18 protein-coding genes are annotated in these 20833 nt (G+C 45.5%); 12 read left to right on the top strand and 6 right to left on the bottom strand.

Annotated elements, in window-relative coordinates:
* Positions 1–43 precede the first annotated feature (43 nt).
* From dnaE to R8N46_RS14860, 6 genes are all read left to right on the top strand, one after another.
* Positions 44–3523, top strand: coding sequence for a DNA polymerase III subunit alpha (gene dnaE / locus R8N46_RS14835; protein WP_171346129.1), 3480 nt, complete (start codon positions 44–46; stop codon positions 3521–3523).
* Between the two features lie 46 nt (positions 3524–3569).
* Positions 3570–4529: an acetyl-CoA carboxylase carboxyl transferase subunit alpha gene (gene accA / locus R8N46_RS14840; RefSeq protein WP_104975538.1), complete on the top strand. Its 960-nt coding sequence runs from the start codon at positions 3570–3572 to the stop codon at positions 4527–4529.
* A gap of 107 nt (positions 4530–4636) precedes the next feature.
* Entirely contained in the window at positions 4637–5947 is a 1311-nt protein-coding gene (gene tilS, locus R8N46_RS14845) for a tRNA lysidine(34) synthetase TilS (RefSeq protein ID WP_171346128.1), read from the top strand.
* A 70-nt stretch (positions 5948–6017) separates the two neighbouring features.
* Entirely contained in the window at positions 6018–6332 is a 315-nt protein-coding gene (locus tag R8N46_RS14850) for a c-type cytochrome (protein ID WP_017636043.1), read from the top strand.
* A 188-nt stretch (positions 6333–6520) separates the two neighbouring features.
* Positions 6521–6859 (top strand): nitrogen regulatory protein P-II, encoded by a 339-nt coding sequence (glnB, locus tag R8N46_RS14855; RefSeq protein WP_005380372.1) that lies wholly within the window; start codon positions 6521–6523, stop codon positions 6857–6859.
* 140 nt (positions 6860–6999) lie between these two features.
* Positions 7000–7845: an endonuclease/exonuclease/phosphatase family protein gene (locus tag R8N46_RS14860; RefSeq protein ID WP_025768251.1), complete on the top strand. Its 846-nt coding sequence runs from the start codon at positions 7000–7002 to the stop codon at positions 7843–7845.
* A 1-nt stretch (position 7846) separates the two neighbouring features.
* Here R8N46_RS14860 and R8N46_RS14865 read toward each other — a convergent pair whose 3' ends face one another.
* The 3 genes from R8N46_RS14865 to gloB form a co-directional block, all read right to left on the bottom strand.
* Positions 7847–8533 carry a YIP1 family protein gene (locus R8N46_RS14865; RefSeq protein ID WP_005380375.1) on the bottom strand — a complete coding sequence of 229 codons (687 nt, stop codon included), beginning with the start codon at positions 8531–8533 and terminating at the stop codon, positions 7847–7849.
* Positions 8530–10113, bottom strand: a complete 1584-nt coding sequence (locus tag R8N46_RS14870; protein WP_005391819.1) for a LysM peptidoglycan-binding domain-containing protein — start codon at positions 10111–10113, stop codon at positions 8530–8532. The genes R8N46_RS14865 and R8N46_RS14870 overlap by 4 nt, the downstream gene beginning before the upstream one ends.
* A gap of 254 nt (positions 10114–10367) precedes the next feature.
* On the bottom strand, positions 10368–11126 hold the full coding sequence (gene gloB / locus R8N46_RS14875) for a hydroxyacylglutathione hydrolase (protein WP_005380380.1): 759 nt from the start codon (positions 11124–11126) through the stop codon (positions 10368–10370).
* A gap of 37 nt (positions 11127–11163) precedes the next feature.
* On the opposite strand from gloB, the gene R8N46_RS14880 reads away from it, so the two are divergent.
* Positions 11164–11910 (top strand): class I SAM-dependent methyltransferase, encoded by a 747-nt coding sequence (locus R8N46_RS14880; protein ID WP_017636046.1) that lies wholly within the window; start codon positions 11164–11166, stop codon positions 11908–11910.
* Here the strand turns inward: R8N46_RS14880 and rnhA are convergent.
* Positions 11907–12371, bottom strand: coding sequence for a ribonuclease HI (rnhA, locus tag R8N46_RS14885; RefSeq protein ID WP_005380384.1), 465 nt, complete (start codon positions 12369–12371; stop codon positions 11907–11909). The genes R8N46_RS14880 and rnhA overlap by 4 nt on opposite strands.
* Positions 12372–12430: 59 nt before the next feature.
* On the opposite strand from rnhA, the gene dnaQ reads away from it, so the two are divergent.
* From dnaQ to R8N46_RS14910, 5 genes are all read left to right on the top strand, one after another.
* Complete coding sequence (gene dnaQ / locus R8N46_RS14890; protein WP_005380385.1) at positions 12431–13153, top strand: DNA polymerase III subunit epsilon; 723 nt, start codon at positions 12431–12433, stop codon at positions 13151–13153.
* Positions 13154–13161: 8 nt separating this feature from the next.
* Positions 13162–14412, top strand: a complete 1251-nt coding sequence (locus R8N46_RS14895) for a TIGR03503 family protein (protein ID WP_176311132.1) — start codon at positions 13162–13164, stop codon at positions 14410–14412.
* 207 nt (positions 14413–14619) lie between these two features.
* Positions 14620–15177, top strand: a complete 558-nt coding sequence (locus R8N46_RS14900) for a hypothetical protein (protein WP_213972451.1) — start codon at positions 14620–14622, stop codon at positions 15175–15177.
* 51 nt (positions 15178–15228) lie between these two features.
* The gene (locus tag R8N46_RS14905; protein ID WP_137282304.1) at positions 15229–15621 is read left to right on the top strand and encodes a DUF1353 domain-containing protein; all 393 of its coding nucleotides are present in this window, start codon (positions 15229–15231) and stop codon (positions 15619–15621) included.
* An 84-nt stretch (positions 15622–15705) separates the two neighbouring features.
* A complete protein-coding gene (locus R8N46_RS14910; RefSeq protein WP_005391824.1) occupies positions 15706–16116 on the top strand; it encodes a GNAT family N-acetyltransferase in 411 nt (136 codons plus the stop codon).
* A 73-nt stretch (positions 16117–16189) separates the two neighbouring features.
* On the opposite strand, the gene R8N46_RS14915 is transcribed toward R8N46_RS14910, so the two are convergent.
* Together R8N46_RS14915 and fadE are read right to left on the bottom strand one after the other, a co-directional pair.
* Complete coding sequence (locus R8N46_RS14915) at positions 16190–17965, bottom strand: SulP family inorganic anion transporter (protein ID WP_213886666.1); 1776 nt, start codon at positions 17963–17965, stop codon at positions 16190–16192.
* Positions 17966–18167: 202 nt separating this feature from the next.
* Positions 18168–20612: an acyl-CoA dehydrogenase FadE gene (gene fadE, locus R8N46_RS14920; protein ID WP_005385392.1), complete on the bottom strand. Its 2445-nt coding sequence runs from the start codon at positions 20610–20612 to the stop codon at positions 18168–18170.
* Positions 20613–20833: the final 221 nt, after the last annotated feature.

A 20833-nucleotide genomic window follows, 5' to 3' on the forward strand; every position in this document is an offset into this window, starting at 1 on the left:
AGGTTAGAATCCCCAACAAAATAGAGTTACACGGTACCTGTTAATGTCAGATCCCAAATTCATCCACCTGCGTGTTCATAGTGACTTCTCGATGGTGGATGGCCTCAACAAAGTTCCGCCAATCGTGAAGAAAGTTGCTGAGCTCGGTATGCCCGCAATGGCGTTGACCGACTTTACCAACCTATGTGGTTTGGTGAAGTTTTACGGTACAGCACATGGCAGTGGTGTTAAACCGATCATTGGTGCTGACTTTAAAATGCAGTCGGACGAGTTTGGTGAAGAGCTGACTCAAGTGACTTTGCTTGCGGCGGATAATGTAGGTTATAAGAACCTGACGTTATTGATATCAAAAGCGTACTTACGTGGACATGTTCAACACCACCCAGTGATTGACAAAGCCTGGTTGGCTGAAATGTCTGAAGGCCTGATTGTATTATCCGGCGGTAAAAGCGGGGAAATTGGTCGCGGCCTTTTGAAAGGCAACCGTCAAATAGTGCAAGGGTGTGTTGATTTCTATAAACAGCATTTTCCAGATCGCTTTTATCTTGAGCTACTTCGTACCGGTCGTCCAGATGAAGAAACTTATCTTCACTTTGCGGTTGAATTGGCAGAGCAGCAGGACTTGCCAGTAGTGGCGACCAATGAAGTTGTATTCCTGAGTCCAGACCTATTTGATGCTCATGAAATACGCGTAGCGATTCACGATGGTTACACATTAGAAGATCCGCGTAGGCCAAAAAACTACAGTCCGCAGCAATATCTTCGTACAGAAGAAGAAATGTGCGAGCTGTTTGCTGATATTCCTGAAGCGTTAGAAAACAGTGTCGAGATAGCGAAGCGTTGTAACGTGACTGTACGCTTAGGGGAGTACTTCCTACCAGCCTTCCCAACTGAAGGGATGAAAGAGACTGAGTTCTTAGTCATGAAATCCCGAGAGGGCTTGGAAGAGCGTTTAGAGTTCCTATTTCCAGATGAGGAAGAGAGGAAACGTCGCCGCCCTGAATATGATGAACGTCTTCAGATAGAGCTAGATGTTATCAACCAAATGGGATTCCCTGGTTACTTCTTGATCGTAATGGAGTTCATCCAGTGGTCAAAAGATAATGGAATTCCTGTAGGTCCTGGACGTGGTTCCGGTGCCGGCTCTTTGGTGGCTTACGCATTAAAAATCACCGACCTGGATCCATTAGAATACGACTTGCTGTTCGAACGTTTCTTGAACCCAGAACGTGTTTCGATGCCCGATTTCGACGTCGATTTCTGTATGGATAAACGTGACCAGGTTATTGACCACGTTGCAGAAATGTACGGTCGCGACGCGGTGTCTCAGATCATCACGTTTGGTACCATGGCGGCAAAAGCGGTAATCCGTGACGTTGGCCGCGTATTGGGTCATCCATTTGGTTTTGTTGATCGTATTTCAAAGCTGATCCCGCCCGATCCGGGCATGACGCTAGATAAGGCGTTTAAAGCGGAACCTGCACTACCTGAATTGTATGAGGCCGATGAAGAAGTCAAAGAACTCATCGACATGTGTCATATTTTGGAAGGCTGTACGCGAAACGCCGGTAAACACGCTGGTGGTGTTGTAATTTCACCTACAACAATTACCGATTTTGCGCCAATTTATGCAGACGCTGAAGGTCACTTTCCGGTTACTCAATTTGATAAAAACGATGTTGAGACCGCTGGCCTAGTTAAGTTTGACTTCTTGGGTCTACGTACCTTAACCATTATTGATTGGGCGTTAGGGCTGATTAACCCACGTCTAGAGCGAGAAGGTAAGGAGCTGGTTCAAATTGAATCCATACCGTTAGAAGACCCTGCCTCTTTCCGTTTGTTGCAAAACTCTGAAACGACAGCAGTATTCCAGCTTGAATCTCGAGGCATGAAAGAGCTGATCAAACGACTTCAGCCAGACTGTTTCGAAGACATCATCGCATTGGTAGCACTCTTCCGTCCGGGTCCTTTGCAATCGGGCATGGTAGATAACTTTATCGACCGTAAACATGGTCGAGAAGCGATCTCTTATCCAGATGAAAAGTGGCAACACGAGTCGCTAAAAGAGACGCTTGATCCAACCTACGGCATCATCCTGTATCAAGAGCAGGTAATGCAGATTGCGCAGATCTTAGCAGGTTACACGCTAGGTGGTGCGGATATGCTTCGTCGTGCAATGGGTAAGAAAAAGCCAGAAGAGATGGCAAAACAACGTGCTATCTTTGAAGAAGGTGCGATAAAGAACGGTATCGATGGCGAGTTGGCGATGAAAATCTTCGACTTGGTAGAGAAGTTCGCCGGTTATGGTTTTAACAAATCGCACTCTGCTGCTTATGCATTGGTTTCTTATCAAACTCTTTGGCTGAAAACACATTATCCTGCCGAATTTATGGCTGCGGTAATGACAGCCGATATGGATAACACGGAAAAAGTCGTTGGCTTGGTCGATGAGTGTTTCCGTATGAAGCTCACCGTGCTGCCACCAGACATCAACTCTGGCCTATATCGCTTTAATGTTGATGAAAATGGCGCAATTGTTTACGGTATTGGTGCGATAAAAGGGGTTGGTGAGGGCCCTATCGATGCGATTCTTGAGGCGAGAAATAAAGGTGGTCACTTTAAAGACCTATTTGATTTCTGTGCTCGAGTTGATCTAAAACGTGTCAATAAACGAGTGATAGAGAAGCTGATTTACGCGGGCGCGTTGGATCGACTTGGCCCACACCGCGCTGCGATGATGGCTTCACTCAATGATGCGGTAAAAGCCGCAAGTCAACATCACCAAGCTGAGGCGTTTGGTCAAACGGATATGTTTGGTGTGCTAACGGATGCGCCTGAAGAAGTAGAGCATAAGTATACGCAGGTTCCGCCTTGGCCAGAAAAAGTGTGGTTAGAGGGCGAGCGTGATACCCTAGGTCTATATTTGACAGGGCACCCAATTAACGCCTACGTAAAGGAACTAAACAAATACACCAGTTGTCGACTAAAAGACGCAACGCCCACTCGCCGCGATCAATCTGTCACGGTAGCCGGCCTGGTTATTGCCGCTCGTGTAATGACGACCAAGCGTGGTACACGAATTGGTATTATGACACTGGATGACCGAAGTGGTCGCATGGAAGTGATGTTGTTCTCAGATGCGTTGGATCGATACGCTGAACTTCTCGAAAAAGACAGAATTTTGGTCGTTTCTGGACAGGTCAGCTTTGATGACTTCAACGGTGGCCTTAAAATGTCGGCGCGTGAAGTTATGGATCTCGGCAGTGCGCGCGAGAAATACGCTCGTGGTTTGTCGGTATCGATAGATGCAAATCAGATCAACGATCAGTTTTTTGAGCAGTTCAGCCGTATTTTAGAACCGCACAAAGCCGGAACCGTACCCGTCAATGTATACTACCAGCGTGCCGACGCCAGAGCGCGGTTAACATTGGGCACCGAGTGGCGAGTAACGCCAAGTGATACATTACTCGACGATTTAAAACAGTTACTTGGCAAAAGCCAGGTAGAACTCGAATTTAACTAAAAATTCAGCGCAATATGTTAGACGCTGAGTAAACAAGGATTCATAGATGAGCCTAAACTTTCTTGAATTTGAAAAGCCAATTGCAGAACTAGAAGCGAAAATTGAAGCATTACGTGATGTCTCTCGTCACGGTGGTGATTCTGCGATTGACCTGGATAAAGAAATCGAACAGCTTGAGAAGAAAAGCTTAGAGCTGAAGAAAAAAACCTTCAGCGACCTAGGCGCATGGGAAACAGCTCAACTGGCTCGTCACCCACTACGTCCTTACACGCTGGATTACATCCAACACGCTTTTGAGGAGTTTGATGAATTAGCGGGTGACCGCGCGTTTGCAGACGACAAAGCGATTGTGGGTGGCATGGCTCGCCTTGAAGGCCGCCCTGTGATGATCATTGGTCACCAAAAAGGTCGTGAAACCAAAGAGAAAGTGAAACGTAACTTTGGTATGCCAAAACCAGAAGGTTACCGTAAAGCGCTACGTTTGATGGAAATGGCAGAGCGTTTCAACATGCCGATCATCACATTTATCGACACGGCTGGCGCGTATCCAGGTGTGGGCGCAGAAGAGCGTGGTCAATCTGAAGCTATCGCGAAAAACCTAAAAGTGATGTCTGGTCTTAAAGTGCCAGTAATCTGTAACGTTGTTGGTGAAGGCGGTTCTGGTGGTGCACTAGCAATCGGTGTAGGCGACTATGTGAACATGCTTCAGTACTCTACGTACTCAGTAATTTCTCCTGAGGGTTGTGCTTCAATCTTATGGCGTGATTCAGACAAAGCGCCACAAGCGGCAGAGGCAATGGGTCTAACTGCTCCGCGTCTTAAAGAGCTTGAACTGATCGACGAAATCATTGAAGAGCCACTAGGCGGCGCTCATCGCGATCATGTTCAAATGGCAGCGAATATGAAAGCGACACTACTTCGTCAGCTAAAAGATCTAGAACAATTGGATGAAGAGACGCTACGTGAGCGTCGTTACCAGCGTCTAATGAGCTACGGTTACTGTTAATTTCGGTGATTGCTATTAAGCGTTAGCTGATATCTCAAGTGATAACAGTTAAAATAGAAAGGGTTGGATGAGAGTCCAGCCCTTTTTTTGTACCTATCGGATCGCTTATGGAATCGCTTTACCCGCATTTTGCTCAAGTTCTCGGCCGCTACTATCAATTAGGCACTAAGGTTGTCTTGGCGTTTAGCGGAGGAGTGGATTCACGTCTTTTACTCGAATTACTCAGTCGCTACCAACAGGCGCACTCTGTAGAGTGTCACGCTGTGTATGTGCACCATGGTTTAAGCTCGAATGCCGATAATTGGGCCGATAAATGCTTACTTTGGGCACAACAAGTGGGGATATCGTGCTCGATCGAGCGAGTGAGCTTAGACATCAGCAATGGTGAAAGTATTGAACTTCTTGCTCGTGAAGCTCGCTACCAAGCCTTAACTAAGTACATTCAAAAAGGCGATATACTGTTGACTGGTCAACATGCCGACGATCAAATAGAGACTTTTCTCCTTGCGCTTAAGCGCGGCAGCGGGCCTAAAGGGTTATCTTCGATGGCGGAGAGTATGCCGTTTTCTTGCGGATCTCTAGTTCGACCATTGCTTACTATCAAGCGGAAGACCATCGAAGAAGCCGCTACTAAATTAGGCTTGGAGTGGGTGGAAGACGAAAGCAATCAAGATACCCGTTATGATCGTAACTTTCTTCGTCATTGTGTTATTCCTGAATTGTCTGGTCGCTGGCCGAGTATCCATCAAGCGGTTCAGCGCAGTGCAAGTTTATGTGCTCAACAAGAAGCGCTATTGGATGAACTATTGAGCGCGGTGTTTGAACGCGCTTTACAAACGGATCTAAGTTTGAGTATTGAAGAACTGGCTAAGCACAGTGGATTAGCGCGTGCGCGCTTGATTCGTATGTGGCTGGCTAAGCTTAATACTAGTATGCCGACTCAGGTACAACTCAATCTTATCTGGAATGAAGTGGCATTAGCTCAGCAAGATGCCAACCCCAAACTACAACTTAAACAAGGTGAAGTGCGCCGTTTTCGAAATCGTCTCTATTGGGTAACGGAAATCGCTGACGTCACTGAGTGGCAAAGTACGATTCAAGTCGATACCGTTTTATCGCTGCCAGAGCGGCTAGGGGAGCTGACCTTAACGACGAGTTCTAGCAACGCAACGATTGCGCTTCCGAGTCAGCCAGAATTGCTTCGCGTGACCTTTAATCCGGAAGGCTTATCAGCGCATCCAACCACGCGTAATCACAGTCGAAAACTGAAGAAGTTGTTCCAAGAATACAATGTGCCAAGCTGGCTGCGTCGTCAAATTCCGATTTTGATGTATCAAGACCGAGTCGTTGCTGTGGCAGATCTGTTCGTTGATCAGGCGTTTAATGGTCAAGATTGTGAACTTATTTGGCGCAGGTAATGAAAATTCATGCCACAATGTCGATTATAAAATATAAAAATCCTTAAATAATAATTGATTAGGTGAAGCAATGAAGAAAACAATCATGGGCGCAATGGTGGCGCTAACCATGTTCAGTGGGCAAGCTCTAGCTGCGGGAGATGCTGCAGCAGGTCAAGCAAAGTCGGGAGTATGCGCGGCGTGTCATGGCGCTGATGGTATTGCTGTCATTCCGGGTTACCCAAATCTGAAAGGGCAAAATGAGCAATATATTATCAGTTCAATTAAAGCTTATAAAAATAAAGAGCGAACAGGTGGACTTGCTGCTGTGATGCAAGCTCAAGCTTCATTGTTGTCTGATGAAGACATCGCTAACCTAGCGGCTTACTACGCAAGTTTGAAGTAAACGTGAGCCTGAAGTAAAGCTTGGACGATTGGGCATTGAGCAGTCCTCATTGGGTTTTATCAACTCACGATATTCGCTATGTTAATTTGCTCAGCCTGGATTTTCGCTGGTGGAGCAGAGACAAACATTGAATGTTGCGAAACGCTAAACGATAATAAGCGCAATCGATTGAAGCTTAAGGGATGAACATGAAAAAAATTGAAGCGATTATCAAGCCATTTAAACTGGATGATGTTCGAGAAGCGCTAGCTGAAGTTGGCATTACAGGGATGACCGTCTCTGAAGTGAAAGGCTTTGGTCGCCAAAAAGGTCACACCGAGCTTTACCGTGGTGCAGAGTACATGGTGGACTTTCTACCTAAAGTGAAGCTCGAAATCGTTGTAACGGAAGATGTGGCTGATAAATGCGTAGAGACAATCATTGAAACCGCGCAAACTGGTAAGATTGGTGATGGTAAAATATTCGTCACTGATATTGAGCGTGTGGTTCGTATTCGTACTGGTGAAGAAGACGAAGACGCGATCTAAGGTTTCTTGTCACTTGTTTCGTATTTATTATGCTAAAAGGGAGCCAAGTGGCTCCTTTTTTGTTGTTTGCTTATTAGTGAAATCATTTAACCCGAGATTTGTTGTTCTAGATTTCGGGTGCCTACATTCAGGTTTGTCGTATGTTTAAGCGTTTTTTTCTGGCGTTAGCTTTTCTCGTAATGGCGGTATTGGTTGGCTTCCAGGTTATTTTCACCGTACCAGATCAGCCGCAAATTATTACTCAAACAGGTACCGAGCTGACACAAGATATCAGGTGCATCGAATTTAGCGATTCAAAAGCTCTCGATCATGACGGCAAAATCAATGTGCTTGTCTGGAATATCTACAAACAGAACCGGGCTAATTGGCAACGTGCACTCGATGAGTTTTCTGCTGATAAGCAGTTACTGTTATTGCAAGAAGCCAGCATGACACCATCATTTAAACAGTGGTTGGTGGATGGTCGCTGGGTTAGTAATCAAGTGAGTGCTTTTAAGGCGCTGGGTAGCGGTGCCGGTGTAATTAGTATTGCTCAAGGGCAACCAGAAAAAGCCTGCGCTTACACCTCTAAAGAGCCGTGGCTTCGCTTACCTAAGTCTGCATTATATAGCCAGTATCACTTGAGTAATGGCGAGAAACTCGCAGTGGTGAATGTACATGCAATTAACTTCACCGTGGGTACAAAAGAGTATGTATCTCAGTTAACGGCGCTTGAAATGCTTTTAAAGCATCATGTGGGGCCAATTCTATTTGCTGGAGACTTCAATAGCTGGAGTGAATCTCGCGTTAATGCGATGAGGCAGGCCTTAAAGGCTGCGGACTTACAAGAGGTGACGTTCTTGCCGGATCATCGAGTCCAATTTATAACAGGGTTACCACTGGACCATGTGTTTTACCGAGGTCTGACGCTTAAGTACGCAAAAGCGCCGCAGAGCGACGCTTCCGATCATAACCCATTGTTATTGTCATTTACGTTAAATAACTAGCTTAGGTTACCACAATATAAAGTGCCCAAATAACGTAGAAGAATACCCATGGCAGGCTTGCTATCACCAAAGCTTGGCCACGTTCAAACTCCGTCCACGTCAGTACAACGCCGTAGCCGAGCACAATGTACCAAGGCAGAAGCAAAGGTAACGAGCTAGCGAAATGAGACCATTCGTTAGTAAGAGGCAGCTTTAATAGACCATTGAGGCTATTTAAATCGGCAGCGTAAGTCATTACCTGACCATGCTTGAGTAGCAAGCTCGCGTAGCTTGCTACATCGCCCAATACTGCTGGGAATAAGATAGCACACGATGCGGCAAACCATTTCCAGTAACCGTATTGTTGTTTGCTTGCCTTTGTTGCAAGAAAGAACCAAAGCGCGAGCAATAGTAAGGTGGCAAAGCGGTTGAATACATCATTGATGATCGCGCTTGCCATTAGCGTGTTTGGTTCTAATAGCTCAATCTGCTTCGGGTCGATTTGCTGAAATTGCGCAGCAAGTTGGTCACTGAGCCACGTGAAATCGACATTCGAAAAGTAAGCACCCCAGAATAAAAACGGACTAAGCATCAGGAAGATGAACGGTTGCCATCCCCATCCACCGCGTTGATAAAGCGCGAGAAAACAAGATGTTGGAGAACGAAAAATGTCCAACAGCATCACAAGTGGATTGCTTGATGGGTTCATACACTTACCTTCGTTACGTCAACGTACAACTTAAGCTTTTGACCTGGTTGTAAGTATTTTTTCTTGTGTAGCGAGTTCCATTTCACGATGTCGTTTGTTTTTACTTTGAACTTGCTTGCAATGCCGCTAATGGTGTCGCCAGAGCGAACGTTGTAGAAAACGGTACGGATCACAGAACCTTTGTCTGAGTCCTTCCATATCACTAGCTTTTGACCCACACGCAATGGATCTTTAGGGCTCATACCATTCCATTTAGCTAACGATTTATACGACACTTTATTGTTACGTGCGATTGACCACAAACTTTCTCCAGACTGAACGACATGGGTGAGCTTGAGTTGACCACGAGCACGAGATTGAGTCTTGTTTAATCGGTTTTGTGCCGTTAATGCGTATTTTGCATCGTCTTTTGTTGATGTCGGAATCAACAGGTATTGACCAATACGAATATTGTTATTCGATAGGCCGTTGGCACGTCGAATGACTTTCGTGGTTGTGCCGTATTTATTAGCTAGCACGCTTAAAGAGTCGCCAGATTTCACCTTGTAGCGAGCGACCTTCATCCCTTTACCGCGATTTTTCTCCACCTTGGTGAGAAAAGTCTCTTTTTTCTCTACGGGAATCAAAAGTTGGTGCGGCCCCTCAGGCGCTGTCGACCACTGGTTGTATGCTGGGTTGTAACTCTGCAACTCTTTTACGCTAATGCCGGCATAATCTGCGGCAATAGCCAGATCTAACTGCTCTTCTGGATCAACAAGCGTTAGAACAGGCTTGTTTGGAATTGCAGGAATATTAAGTCCGTACTTGTCTTGGTTTGCGATAACGTCAGCCAAGGCCAATAGCTTAGGAACGTAACTGCTGGTCTCTTTTGGTAAGTCTAATGAGAAGAAATCGATAGGTTTACCGAGCTTTTTATTCTTACGAATTGCGCTAGAAACTCGGCCTCCACCGCTGTTATAAGCGGCGATTGCATGTTCCCAGTTACCATCAAAACGCTCGTTTAGTTGTACTAGGTAGTCCAGCGCTGCATCCGTTGCTGCTGCCACATCTCTGCGACCGTCATACCAGTAGTTTTGCTCTAATCCCATCATTTTTCCGGTGCCTGGGACAAATTGCCACAACCCAGCCGCGCTACCATGTGAGTAGGCAAAGGCATCGAATGAACTTTCCACTACAGGAAGTAATGCAAGCTCCATTGGGAGTCCGCGCTCTTCGATACGTTTTGTGATCATGTATAGAAAAGGAGTCGCACGCTTAGATACCGTGTAAAGGTGATTTGGGTGCTTTAAATACCACGTACGGTAGTAGTCCACTTTCTTGTGGTTTGGGATATCCATGTCCAGCTGCATGGCGATACGTTGCCACACATCTTCTTGTTCTTGGGGGGAGAGAACTTTAGGCGCGTCGTTAGCGGATTTTTTTGCTAGTGACGATTTATTGCCCGGTTGAGCTTTTACTGCATTTTGCTTTGCAGTCTGCTCAGATTTATTGGTTTCTGGTGTAGAAGACGTTGAATCTGACTGAGTCAATTGACAGCCAGATAATAACAACGCCAACGCCCAAGTATACTTCAAACGCATGGATTCAGCCTATTTAGGGCCTTTTTATCTTCACCTGCCTGTCGCGCAACGTAATGTGCGTGGCAGTCGCAAGATAATAGACATCTTTTAAACACTAACTAATTTATAGAGGCAAAGAGCTTCTAATTATGCAATGGGGAGAAATTCAAATAGATTTATATCAACCCCAAACGTAAGAGAAGCGCCAGTGGCGCTTCTCGAAAAATCAGTCCCTGATAATACTGGGGTCTTGCAAACTTACAAGCAGAAAATGGTTAAAATTCGTTCTTCCACTCGCGTAAAGCAGTAAAAACCGAGCATGGATCGCTATTTTTAATGCGACTAGCAACAGATTGAACCACGTCAGGGTTAGAGGTTCGCAAGAACGGATTAATCCACTTTTCTTTGCGTATTGTTGTTGGAAGTGTCGGAATGTTGAGTGCTCGCAGTCGGTTTACATCGTCGCGATATTGGCGAAGTTGCTCATTGTCAGGTTCAACCGCTAGAGCAAACGCCACGTTACTCGCCGTGTATTCATGTGCGCAGAAGACTTGAGTTTCTTCTGGTAGAGACGTTAGTTTGCTCAGTGATTCAAACATTTGCTCAGGCGTACCTTCAAAAATACGACCGCAGCCAGCAGAAAAGAGCACATCACCGCAAAACAGTTTTCCGTCCCCAACGTAACCGATATGGCCCAAAGTATGACCGGGTAACCCAAGTACTAAGAAAATCTCACCAAACAACTCTAGCTTGTCGCCTTCTTCCATTGGTGTCGTTAGGGTTGGAATTGGCTCTGATTTTGGGCCCACAACGGCGACGTTAGGAAATGCACGCACTAAGTCTGGAACGCCACCAATGTGATCGTTGTGGTGGTGCGTAATTAAAATCGCTTCTAAAGTTAATTCGTTAGCCTGCAGAAATTCTAATACTGGCTTCGCATCGCCCGGATCAACGACTGCGCAGCGCTTATCGCTATTTTGTATCAGCCAGATGTAATTATCATTAAATGCGGGTATGCTTTTGATCTCTAACACGATTCGTTCTCCGTCACCCATTTTAGTCAGGTGGTTAATGAAACCAGCACTCAGCAACAAAACTATACCACACCCGTCGACTTGGTCAGCAATGAACAACGGTCCGTGGGTGCTTGAGTCAATCCAGACCCGACTTGATGAATGGTGCCCGAAACTCTTCGGCTACCATATGCTCAAACTGGGCGGGTTGAGCTGTGAGCTAACCAGCTGTAATTGTAACATTCAACACCAAGTCAACGTAGATATCCAGAACCCGTTGCATAATGTGATTGCAGATGGTTACGAATTACCCTTTTTGGAAAAAAGCTTTGATGTTGTGATACTCGCTCATCAGCTCGACTATGCAAGCGATCCACACCGTTTGTTGCGTGAAGTCGATAGAGTGATGATGGATGATGGCTATGTAATTATTACTGGATTCAACCCATTAAGCTTGACTGGATTAGCGAGTTTGCTTCCATGGCGTAAACATAATTTGCCTTGGAGTGGACGAATGTTTACGTCGAACCGCATCAAAGATTGGTTAGGGTTACTTAATTATCAAGTGATTCATTGTGATCGTTATGCGCTGTTTCCGATGAAACGTTACCGTACGATGTGGACATGGTTGGAAAATAGTCTTGGTGATTGGGCATCACCCGCTGGGAGTTTGTATTACATAGTCGCGCGGAAACGGACATACCCTCTCAAGCCTATCAAACCGCATTGGCGCTTGAAGAAAAAGCTCACACCACTTGGGGTGATGAATCGAGAGGGTAACACTATGAGGAAAGAATCTCGCTAAGAGGGTTGGTAACCTGTATCTTCCTCAGTTGGGTTTTCTGCAGCAGTACGGGCTAGCTCATCACACATTTCGTTCTCACGATGGCCTGCGTGGCCTTTTACCCAATGCCATTCAACTTGATGGCGTGCGGTTTCTTTGTCTAGAGCTTGCCATAAATCGGCATTCTTCACGGGTTTTTTATCCGCTGTTTTCCAACCACGCTTCTTCCAGTTATGGATCCACTGAGTAATACCTTGGCGCACATATTGGCTGTCAGTCGTTAAAGTGACTTTGCAAGGTTGTTTTAACGTCTGCAGCGCGACGACAGCCGCCAACATTTCCATGCGGTTGTTGGTAGTTAACGTATAGCCTTTGGAAAGTGTCTTTTCTACGTCTTTGTAACGCAATACTATGCCGTAACCACCTGGTCCTGGGTTACCTAAACAAGAACCGTCAGTGAAAATCTCAACGTGTTTGGTCATATTTTTTGGTACTATTAGCCGAAACATTTAATAAAGCATAGTCTGACATACATAACCTTATGAATACCAGCAGCAATTCTGAATATAACCGCATTGTCGTTCTCGATACCGAAACCACAGGTATGAACCGCGAGGGTGGTCCTCACTACATGGGACACCGCATTATTGAAATCGGTGCCGTGGAGATCATCAACCGTAAGCTGACTGGTCGTCACTTCCACGTTTATTTAAAACCCGATCGTGAAATCCAACCAGAAGCGGTTGAAGTTCACGGTATTACGGATGAATTCTTGGTTGATAAACCGGAATACGCGAGCGTGCACCAAGAGTTTCTTGAGTTTATTAAAGGCGCAGAACTTGTTGCCCACAACGCGCCCTTCGATACCGGCTTTATGGATTACGAGTTTGGCATGCTCGATCCTAACATCGGCAAAACGGACGACTACTGCAAGGTGACCGACACCCTTGCTATGGCGAAGAAAATCTTCCCTGGTAAGCGAAACAACCTTGATATCTTATGTGAACGTTACGGTATTGATAACTCGCACCGTACTCTCCACGGAGCTTTGCTCGATGCGGAGATTCTAGCCGACGTTTACCTCTTTATGACGGGTGGTCAAACGAGTCTAGAATTTAACGCGAATAAACAAGAGGGTGGAGTAGAAACCATTCGTCGTATTGAAGGAAGAAAAGCGCTAAAGGTTTTGCGCGCAAGTGCCGATGAACTAGAAGCTCACCAAAAAAGATTAGAGTTGGTGAACGACTGTATTTGGCATCAATAGGAGAAGCTATGTTGAGGGCTTTGTTGGTCGCGTTTTTAGCGATATGGAGTAGTCTCTCGAGTGCTGCGAGTGAATCTACAATGTCTTTGTTAGACAATCGCTTTCGAGTTGATCCAACCATCGAGCAGATCACGTTTTTGGTTTATCGTGAGCAAAGTTCTCAGCCAGTTGTTTTAGTCCGTCCTGACGGTAAAAAATACTATGCTTGGGGCTCTTACGACAATGTACGTTGGTATCAAGAAGCCTCACTCGATATTATTTCCGTTGATAACCCTATGCCAGGTCCATGGCAGGCTGTGGGGAAAGTTACGCCTAAAAATAACATCCGCTTAATTTCTCACCTAAAGCTCAGTACGGATCTGTTCCCAAACCGATTATATAATGGGGAAGCGCTTAAGTTTACAGCTCGCCTGACCTCCGACGGCAAACCTCTTGTACTGCGCGACTTCCTTGATCGCGTGAATCTGCGCGTGACATTTACCAAGTTTGTCGAAAATGAAGATGAGCTGATCAAAGAAGCACGTCCAGTGCCGATGGTTGTGGGTGAGTTTTCTGATGACGGCCGAGGCTTGGATGAAAAAGCAGGGGATGGTGTGTTTACGGTTCAGCTCCCAATAGACGTTGAGCCTGGTAAGTACCGCGCGCGCATCACGTCTGGCAATGGCGTATTCTTACGAGCGCAAGAACAAGTCATCTTGGTTTATCCGAACCCAATCTCTCGTACTTTTATTCAGGCTCGTAATTCCGATAAGCCACACCAATTAGTGGTGAGTGGCGAGCAAGGTATGATTGCACCAGGCTCTATAGCAGTCACAGTGAAAAAGGACGCTCCCGATGGTTTCATTAGTTACAGCCAAGGACAGGTCTCTAAAGATGGAATGAGAGTTACGTTGAACCTCAATAACGATTCTGAACTTGGTAAGTACGCCTGGCGCGGCGAGATCTTTGCCACTGATTTTGCAACCCAGCGCTCGTTGGCGTTTCCTATCCCAGAGCAAACCTTCAGTGTTGTTGATGAAGTTGATCTAGAAGCTGCTCGAATTGCAAAAGAAGCTGAATTAGCCGAGCAGCGTCGTATTGAAATGGAAAAGCAAATTATCGCTGAGCGGGAGGCTGAGCGTAAGCGCAGCATGATTATTATTGCGGTGGGTAATGTGATAATGCTGCTGATTGTGATCATTGCATGGATAGTCTGGCGCAAAATTAAAGCGAAGCGCGATGCCATGCCAGAGATGCAATTAGAAGTACCAAAGAAATAGTAGTAACACACACATAAAGCGAGAAACGGAGCCAATCGGCTCCGTTTTTTTCAGTTTAAGTTTGAGACAGAGTTTGATGTTTCTCATGGTCATTAATCATTTTATTTTAAAGTAACACCATGATTTAACGTTGATTAATCATAATAAAGCTCGCATGATACTGTTTACGTTTCGACTTGATTTTAGTGCGTATAGACGGAGTGAGTTATGACAATTGGAGAGTTAGGACTAGAACATTTACCACGACAAAAGGCCTTGGTTGAGTCAGCTTATGATGCCTTTTATTCTGAAAAAGACGTTGTTGCCGCGGTATTGCTTGGCTCCTTGTCATCAGGACAAGGTGACCGTATTTCGGACGCTGATGTTGTTGTATTTACTCAAAACAACTTCCATAAAGCCTCAGCGCCTTGCTTTACCCAGTTTGAAGCTAATAAAGACATTTTTTATCGCCTTGAGGGAGAGCACAACGAAAATGCGTGTTTCAAAAAATACATTTTTAATGACCTAACCAGTGCAGAGATTCATTGTTTAGATCTCTGTGACCCCTTCAAACTTTCTAAGCCATTTAAGACTTTATTTGATAAAGCTGATGTGATTGCGGGCATGGTTACTGATGAACCTGCGCCAAAGCATGAAGAGTTCCCAGTTTATACCAGTGGTGATCAAGGCCTGATCTGGGAACTCTTTGATTGTATTAAGTGGTTGAGCAGAGATAACCATGAGCTTGCTAAGTCCTACTTGAAAAAACTCTCTAAGAAACTCTAATTTGAGAGTCATCTCCGTTCCTCCCACTGAAGTTAGCTAGGCGGTTAGGTTATGAAATACAAAAAGCGTCAGAAGTATAAATACACTCTCCATTCTGAAGAAAAGATTGAGACGCACATTTCAGTGAGTCAGGCGTATGACAGCCCTTTTCTTAGTTTGTCCAAACAAGGCGTGTTAACGATTAAAAAGGGCTATGCATGGGATGGAGCGAGTGGGCCAGCGTTAGACACAAAAAACATTATGAAAGCTTCTTTAGTGCATGATGCTCTTTACCAACTCATGAGGGAAGAGGTGTTGCCTCAAAGTGCTCGAAAGCATGCGGATACGTTGTTGAGAGAAACGTGTTTAGAAAAAGGAATGTCTAGCTTCAGAGCAACTTATATCTATTATGGCGTCAGAGTTGTCGGTGGCTTCTTTTCTAGACCCGATACTTTGTGTGCTTAATGGGAACATCTTTCCAACGTTTAACTGTTTATTTATACAGTTTAGTTATGTAAGCTCCAAGGTGATACAAAGGAGTCGTACATAATGACAATAAGATATGAAGAGCATGTGCCAAGCCCGAAAGAATACTGTGATATGCGTATCAAAGCCGGGCTATCACCCAAATCGTTGAAAGCTGCTGAAATTGGCCTACCCAATTCGTTATATGGCGTATCTGTTCGGGATGAAGGAAAGCTCATTGCAATGGGTCGGGTTGTTGGTGACGGGGCGTGTAACTTCGAAATTGTCGACGTTGCCGTTGATTCTGATTATCAAGGTAACGGTTTAGGTAGAAAAGTCATGGAATACATCGACGGTTATCTTTCTTCTGTTGCACTTGAAGGCTCTTACGTTTCTATGATTGCTGATGAACCAGTTTTTTACGAAAAGCTTGGTTATAGGCTGGTGGCTCCTAAAAGCCAAGGGATGACAAAAAAGTTTAAGCCAAAGGCATAACACGTATTCAGCTGTGAAGATAAGCACTAGAAAACAGGAGTTTAATTTCCTGTTTTCTATATTAAATTTCTATTTAAGCCACTTCTGGAATTGGTTTGGGTGGCTGCTCTAAATCAGGCTCTTTTTGAACAGTAGGAATCTGTCCCTCACCCACAGCACTGATGTAACAGCCACTAAGTTTAATGGCAAGGTACATATCAGCTCGCAGTAAGATGCCTCCTTCACTGGTGCTGATACCAGTAAGCTCACACCATTGACGAAGACGTCGTTTCCTTCCTGCGAGGATTAAACGTACGCCTCTCTTTTTCAAAGTATTGTGAATATCTGCCAGAGTGGCCATCACACTGAGATCCAAGTGAGTAAAGCTCGATACGGCGTCGATGACAACGCAACTTGCGTCTTTGTGATGCTCTGCCTGCTCTAACACTCTACGTTTAAAGTAAGGAGCATTGAAGTAAGTTAGCGGTGAGTTAAAGCGGTAAATCACCATTCCAGGAATAGGCGAAGCTTTTCCTGAGTCGTCGATGGTCCGAATGGTACCTTTTTCATCCAAGCCAAGTAGCTGATCACTCGGTCGCATGACAATCCGTAAAAATTGAAACAGCCCTAGCAATACCGCCAAAGTGATCCCCGGTATTACACCCACGATCAACACAGAAATAAAAGTAATGATGGCCAGATAAAATGCATCTTTGTCACGAGATTTTAATTTCCAAATTGCTTTAAGATCGAGCAGCGATAGGGACGCAATGATCAATACAACACCAAGTGAAGCGATAGGGATGAACTGCAAAGGCTCGTAAATAAATACCGCAATAATGGCAATGGTGATTGCGGCGACAATCGAAACTAATTGAGATTTACCGCCATTTGCATCATTGACGGCTGTGCGTGAGTCAGCGCCGCTTATCGCGAAACCTTGCGAAAACGCTGAGGCAATGTTGGCAAAACCCAACGCCTGAAACTCTTTATTAGCATCAATATCATAACCGTTTTTAGCAGCGAAACTGCGGGCGGTGAGCATCATGCTAACAAAACTGACAATCGCAAGGTTGAGAGCCGGGACCACTAGTTCACGAACTTCACCTAGCTCAAACTCCGGTGTTTGAAACTGAGGGAAGCCACCTTGAGTGAGTCCGACAACCGATACGCCCATCTCTTGTAAATGGAAAAACCAAACTGACGCAGTAGTTACGAGGATCGCCAGCATGGCAGCAGGCCAAGTTGGTCGGTAGCGTTTGGTGAGCAAATAAACGACAACTGTCACGATACTCAGAGTTACAGTAGGCCAATGAAGATCGGTTAATCGTTGTGGAGCTTCCCATAAACGTTCCAGTAAATAACGTTGCTCGTATTTCAAACCGACTACTTTCGCAAACTGACCAACGATAATTGTGAGAGCAACACCGTTGAGTAGACCCAAAAGAATCGGACGAGAAAGGAAATCTGCAAATACCCCTAGCTTGAAACGACTTGCCAGTACACACCAAACCCCCGTCATCGCTGTCATGGTCATAACCAACTGCCAATGTTTTGTGGGGTCACCTGCGGCAAGTGGTGTCACAACAGCAGCAATCACTGCACAGGTTGCTGCATCGGGTCCGACAATGAGTTGTCGAGATGTGCCCATCATGGCGTAAACCAACATTGGCAGTACACACGAATACAGACCGACAATTGCGGATACACCAGTTAATTGTGCGTAAGCTATGGCAACTGGCAGTGCAACCGCGACAACAGAAAAGGCGGCTCTAAAGTCGTTAACAAACCATTCTTTTTGATAATGCTTAAGCTGAACAAGCCCTGGGAACCACTGTGCGAGTAATATTTTAGCCAACGGATTTACCATATATGTGAGTGAGTTACTTAAAGTATACACCGCTTAGTTGGAACGTCTGTGAGTTAGTTATCACTGGAAATCGGGGAAAAGATTGGAGTGCGAGGATTTTATTGCGCAGGGGGGCTTTGTAGTGTGAGGTGTTATGAATCCGATTCTGGAAGCAATAAAAAACGGGAGCTGATACTCCCGTTTGTGATCTCAGATTCTAGAGTTACGCGACACTATCCATCTGAGGGTATAGCGGCTTTGCGGCAAGCAGTTCCGGCTCAAAATCGTCAACGTTGATTGTATCTAGACGATGCTGCTCCGCTTCTCTGAGTAGATCGGCTTCTTCTTGCGTGATAAAGCCTTGCTCAAGCCCTTCCTGAGCAATCATATCCAAACGTAAGAATGGGCGACGCTTACCCTGCGCTTTACATACTTTGTCAAACACAGGCTCAGCTTGAAGAATGACTGATAGTGCAAGTTCAATCTTACCTGCTGCGTTGTGCTCGGTTGGTTCAAGGTATTGACCGCGACCAATGCGTGAGCGCGTTGCACTTGGCGTTTGTAGAATGCGCGCCACTTTACTGTCTAGTTTATCGCTTGGTGCTTTGCGTACGCGACCAAATGGCATGATTAATACGCGTAGCGCACGGCCAATTACTTTGTTCGGGAAGTTTGCTAAGAATTCATCTACTGCCACTTCCGCTTGTTTCAAACTGTCTTGTAGACCCCAGTGTACTAATGGTAAATCTTCGACTGGACGGCCATCTTGCTCAAAACGTTTCAACGTCGCAGAGCTCAAATATAGCTGGCTTAGAATGTCACCAAGACGTGCTGATAGACGCTCTTTACGCTTCAAAGAGCCACCTAGCACTGCCATTGAGATATCCGATAGCAGAGCAAGGTTTGCACTGTAACGGTTCAATTGTTGGTAGTAACGCTTGGTTGCATCTTTGGTTGGTGATGAAGAGCCCAGACCATCGCTCAAACCAAACCAGATACTGCGCACTAGGTTACTCATTGTAAAGCTCACGTGACCAGCAAGCGCTTTATCAAATTTCTCGACAGCATTACTTGCTTCAGAATACGCCGCGTTCATTTCTTCAAGAACGTACGGATGGCAACGGATTGCGCCTTGGCCAAAGATGATCATTGAGCGTGTTAGAATGTTAGCACCCTCAACCGTTACTGCGATTGGCGCACCTTGGTAACCACGAGCTAGGAAGTTAGAAGGTCCCATACAGATACCTTTACCGCCTACGATGTCCATTGCATCGATGATGCTTTGCTGGCCGCGGTGCGTACAGTGATACTTCACGATAGCTGAGATTACTGAAGGCTTTTCACCTAAGTCGATACCCGCAACGGTTAAGTTGCTTGCTGCATCCATCACGTAAGCATTACCACCCAAGCGTGCTAATGGTTCTTCAACCCCTTCCATATGGCCGATAGGCTGTTTGAACTGACGACGAATACGTGAGTAAGCACCGGTTGCCATTGCTGCAGTTTTGATGCCACCTGTTGAGTTTGAAGGTAGCGTGATACCACGTCCAACCGACAGACACTCAACCAGCATACGCCAACCTTGGCCCGCCATTTTTTCGCCACCGATAATGAAATCGATAGGAACAAAGATGTCTTTACCGCGCGTTGGACCATTTTGGAATGGCACATTGAGTGGGAAGTGTCGGTTACCAATCTCAACACCTTTGACATCAGTTGGGATAAGCGCACAAGTGATGCCAAGATCTTCTTTGTCACCAAGTAAACCTTCAGGGTCGCGAAGTTTAAATGCTAAGCCTAGTACCGTTGCGACTGGCGCTAGGGTGATGTAGCGCTTGTTCCAAGTCAGGCGCATACCCAGTACTTCTTTTCCTTCCCATTCGCCTTTGCAGACCACACCGTAATCTGGAATAGAGCCAGCGTCAGAACCCGCTTCTGGGCTCGTTAAGGCGAAACAAGGGATTTCCTTACCTTCAGCTAGACGCGGTAAGTAATGATTTTTCTGATCTTCAGTACCGTAGTGTTGCAGTAGTTCACCAGGACCCAAAGAGTTAGGAACACCAACGGTAGACGATAGAACGCCAGAAACACCCGTTAGTTTTTGTAGTACTAGTGATTGCGCGTATGCTGAGAACTCAAGACCACCGTACTTTTTCTTAATGATCATGGCGAAGAACTTATGATCTTTCAGGTATTGCCAAACTTCTGGCGGTAAGTCCGCGAGTTCATGGGTCACTTGGAAATCACTCACCATGGCGCACACTTCATTCACAGGGCCGTCTAAAAAGGCTTGTTCTTCCGCACTTAACTTAGGTGCTTGAATTGCGTGTAGCTTTTGCCACTCTGGTTTGCCTTTAAATAGTTCGGCTTCCCACCAGACGGTACCTGCGTCTAACGCTTCTTTTTCGGTTTGAGACATAGCTGGCAGCACTTTCTTGAAAAGCACTAACGCTTTGCGGCTAATTAAAGACTGACGTACGCCAGGAACCGCGAGCACAGCTGCGGCGAGAACGTAAATAGCCCAACCAATAACGCCGACAGTACCAGCTACTGTAAGAGCCAGCATGGCTGCGGTGAGTAAGCTAATAGATTTCACGAGAGACATGCGGTGGTAGAGCGTAATGCCTAGCACGATCGCCATCGTGATGATTGAGAGCAAGATGTCCATATGTATTTTCCTTTTCAGACTTTATAAGTTTTGTACGTCTGTATGTTAGGTAAGAGGTCTAACCAGTTGGTTTAAGTGTAATCAAAATATTAAGGAAATGTAAAACATAAGATTGGATAAAAAGTGATCTAAGTAGAGTTAAAATTCTAAAGTTGAGATTTGAGTGATGGTTTCATGAGCAAGTTGACAAGTTTATTACCATCACTAATCTAAATCTGTTG

Source organism: Vibrio sp. 1874 (assembly GCF_033344395.1).
GTDB classification, from domain to species: Bacteria; Pseudomonadota; Gammaproteobacteria; order Enterobacterales; family Vibrionaceae; genus Vibrio; species Vibrio alginolyticus.

Coding starts and splice junctions, on each gene's coding strand:
- R8N46_RS14905 (WP_137282304.1), top strand. CDS start 15,229: ATGAAATACAAAAAGCGTCAGAAGTATAAATACACTCTCCATTCTGAA.
- R8N46_RS14870 (WP_005391819.1), bottom strand. CDS start 10,113: ATGCGTTTGAAGTATACTTGGGCGTTGGCGTTGTTATTATCTGGCTGT.
- R8N46_RS14880 (WP_017636046.1), top strand. CDS start 11,164: ATGAAACCAGCACTCAGCAACAAAACTATACCACACCCGTCGACTTGG.
- dnaE (WP_171346129.1), top strand. CDS start 44: ATGTCAGATCCCAAATTCATCCACCTGCGTGTTCATAGTGACTTCTCG.
- R8N46_RS14865 (WP_005380375.1), bottom strand. CDS start 8,533: ATGAACCCATCAAGCAATCCACTTGTGATGCTGTTGGACATTTTTCGT.
- R8N46_RS14850 (WP_017636043.1), top strand. CDS start 6,018: ATGAAGAAAACAATCATGGGCGCAATGGTGGCGCTAACCATGTTCAGT.
- glnB (WP_005380372.1), top strand. CDS start 6,521: ATGAAAAAAATTGAAGCGATTATCAAGCCATTTAAACTGGATGATGTT.
- R8N46_RS14900 (WP_213972451.1), top strand. CDS start 14,620: ATGACAATTGGAGAGTTAGGACTAGAACATTTACCACGACAAAAGGCC.
- R8N46_RS14860 (WP_025768251.1), top strand. CDS start 7,000: ATGTTTAAGCGTTTTTTTCTGGCGTTAGCTTTTCTCGTAATGGCGGTA.
- rnhA (WP_005380384.1), bottom strand. CDS start 12,371: ATGACCAAACACGTTGAGATTTTCACTGACGGTTCTTGTTTAGGTAAC.
- R8N46_RS14915 (WP_213886666.1), bottom strand. CDS start 17,965: ATGGTAAATCCGTTGGCTAAAATATTACTCGCACAGTGGTTCCCAGGG.
- dnaQ (WP_005380385.1), top strand. CDS start 12,431: ATGAATACCAGCAGCAATTCTGAATATAACCGCATTGTCGTTCTCGAT.
- accA (WP_104975538.1), top strand. CDS start 3,570: ATGAGCCTAAACTTTCTTGAATTTGAAAAGCCAATTGCAGAACTAGAA.
- R8N46_RS14910 (WP_005391824.1), top strand. CDS start 15,706: ATGACAATAAGATATGAAGAGCATGTGCCAAGCCCGAAAGAATACTGT.
- tilS (WP_171346128.1), top strand. CDS start 4,637: ATGGAATCGCTTTACCCGCATTTTGCTCAAGTTCTCGGCCGCTACTAT.
- fadE (WP_005385392.1), bottom strand. CDS start 20,612: ATGGACATCTTGCTCTCAATCATCACGATGGCGATCGTGCTAGGCATT.
- R8N46_RS14895 (WP_176311132.1), top strand. CDS start 13,162: ATGTTGAGGGCTTTGTTGGTCGCGTTTTTAGCGATATGGAGTAGTCTC.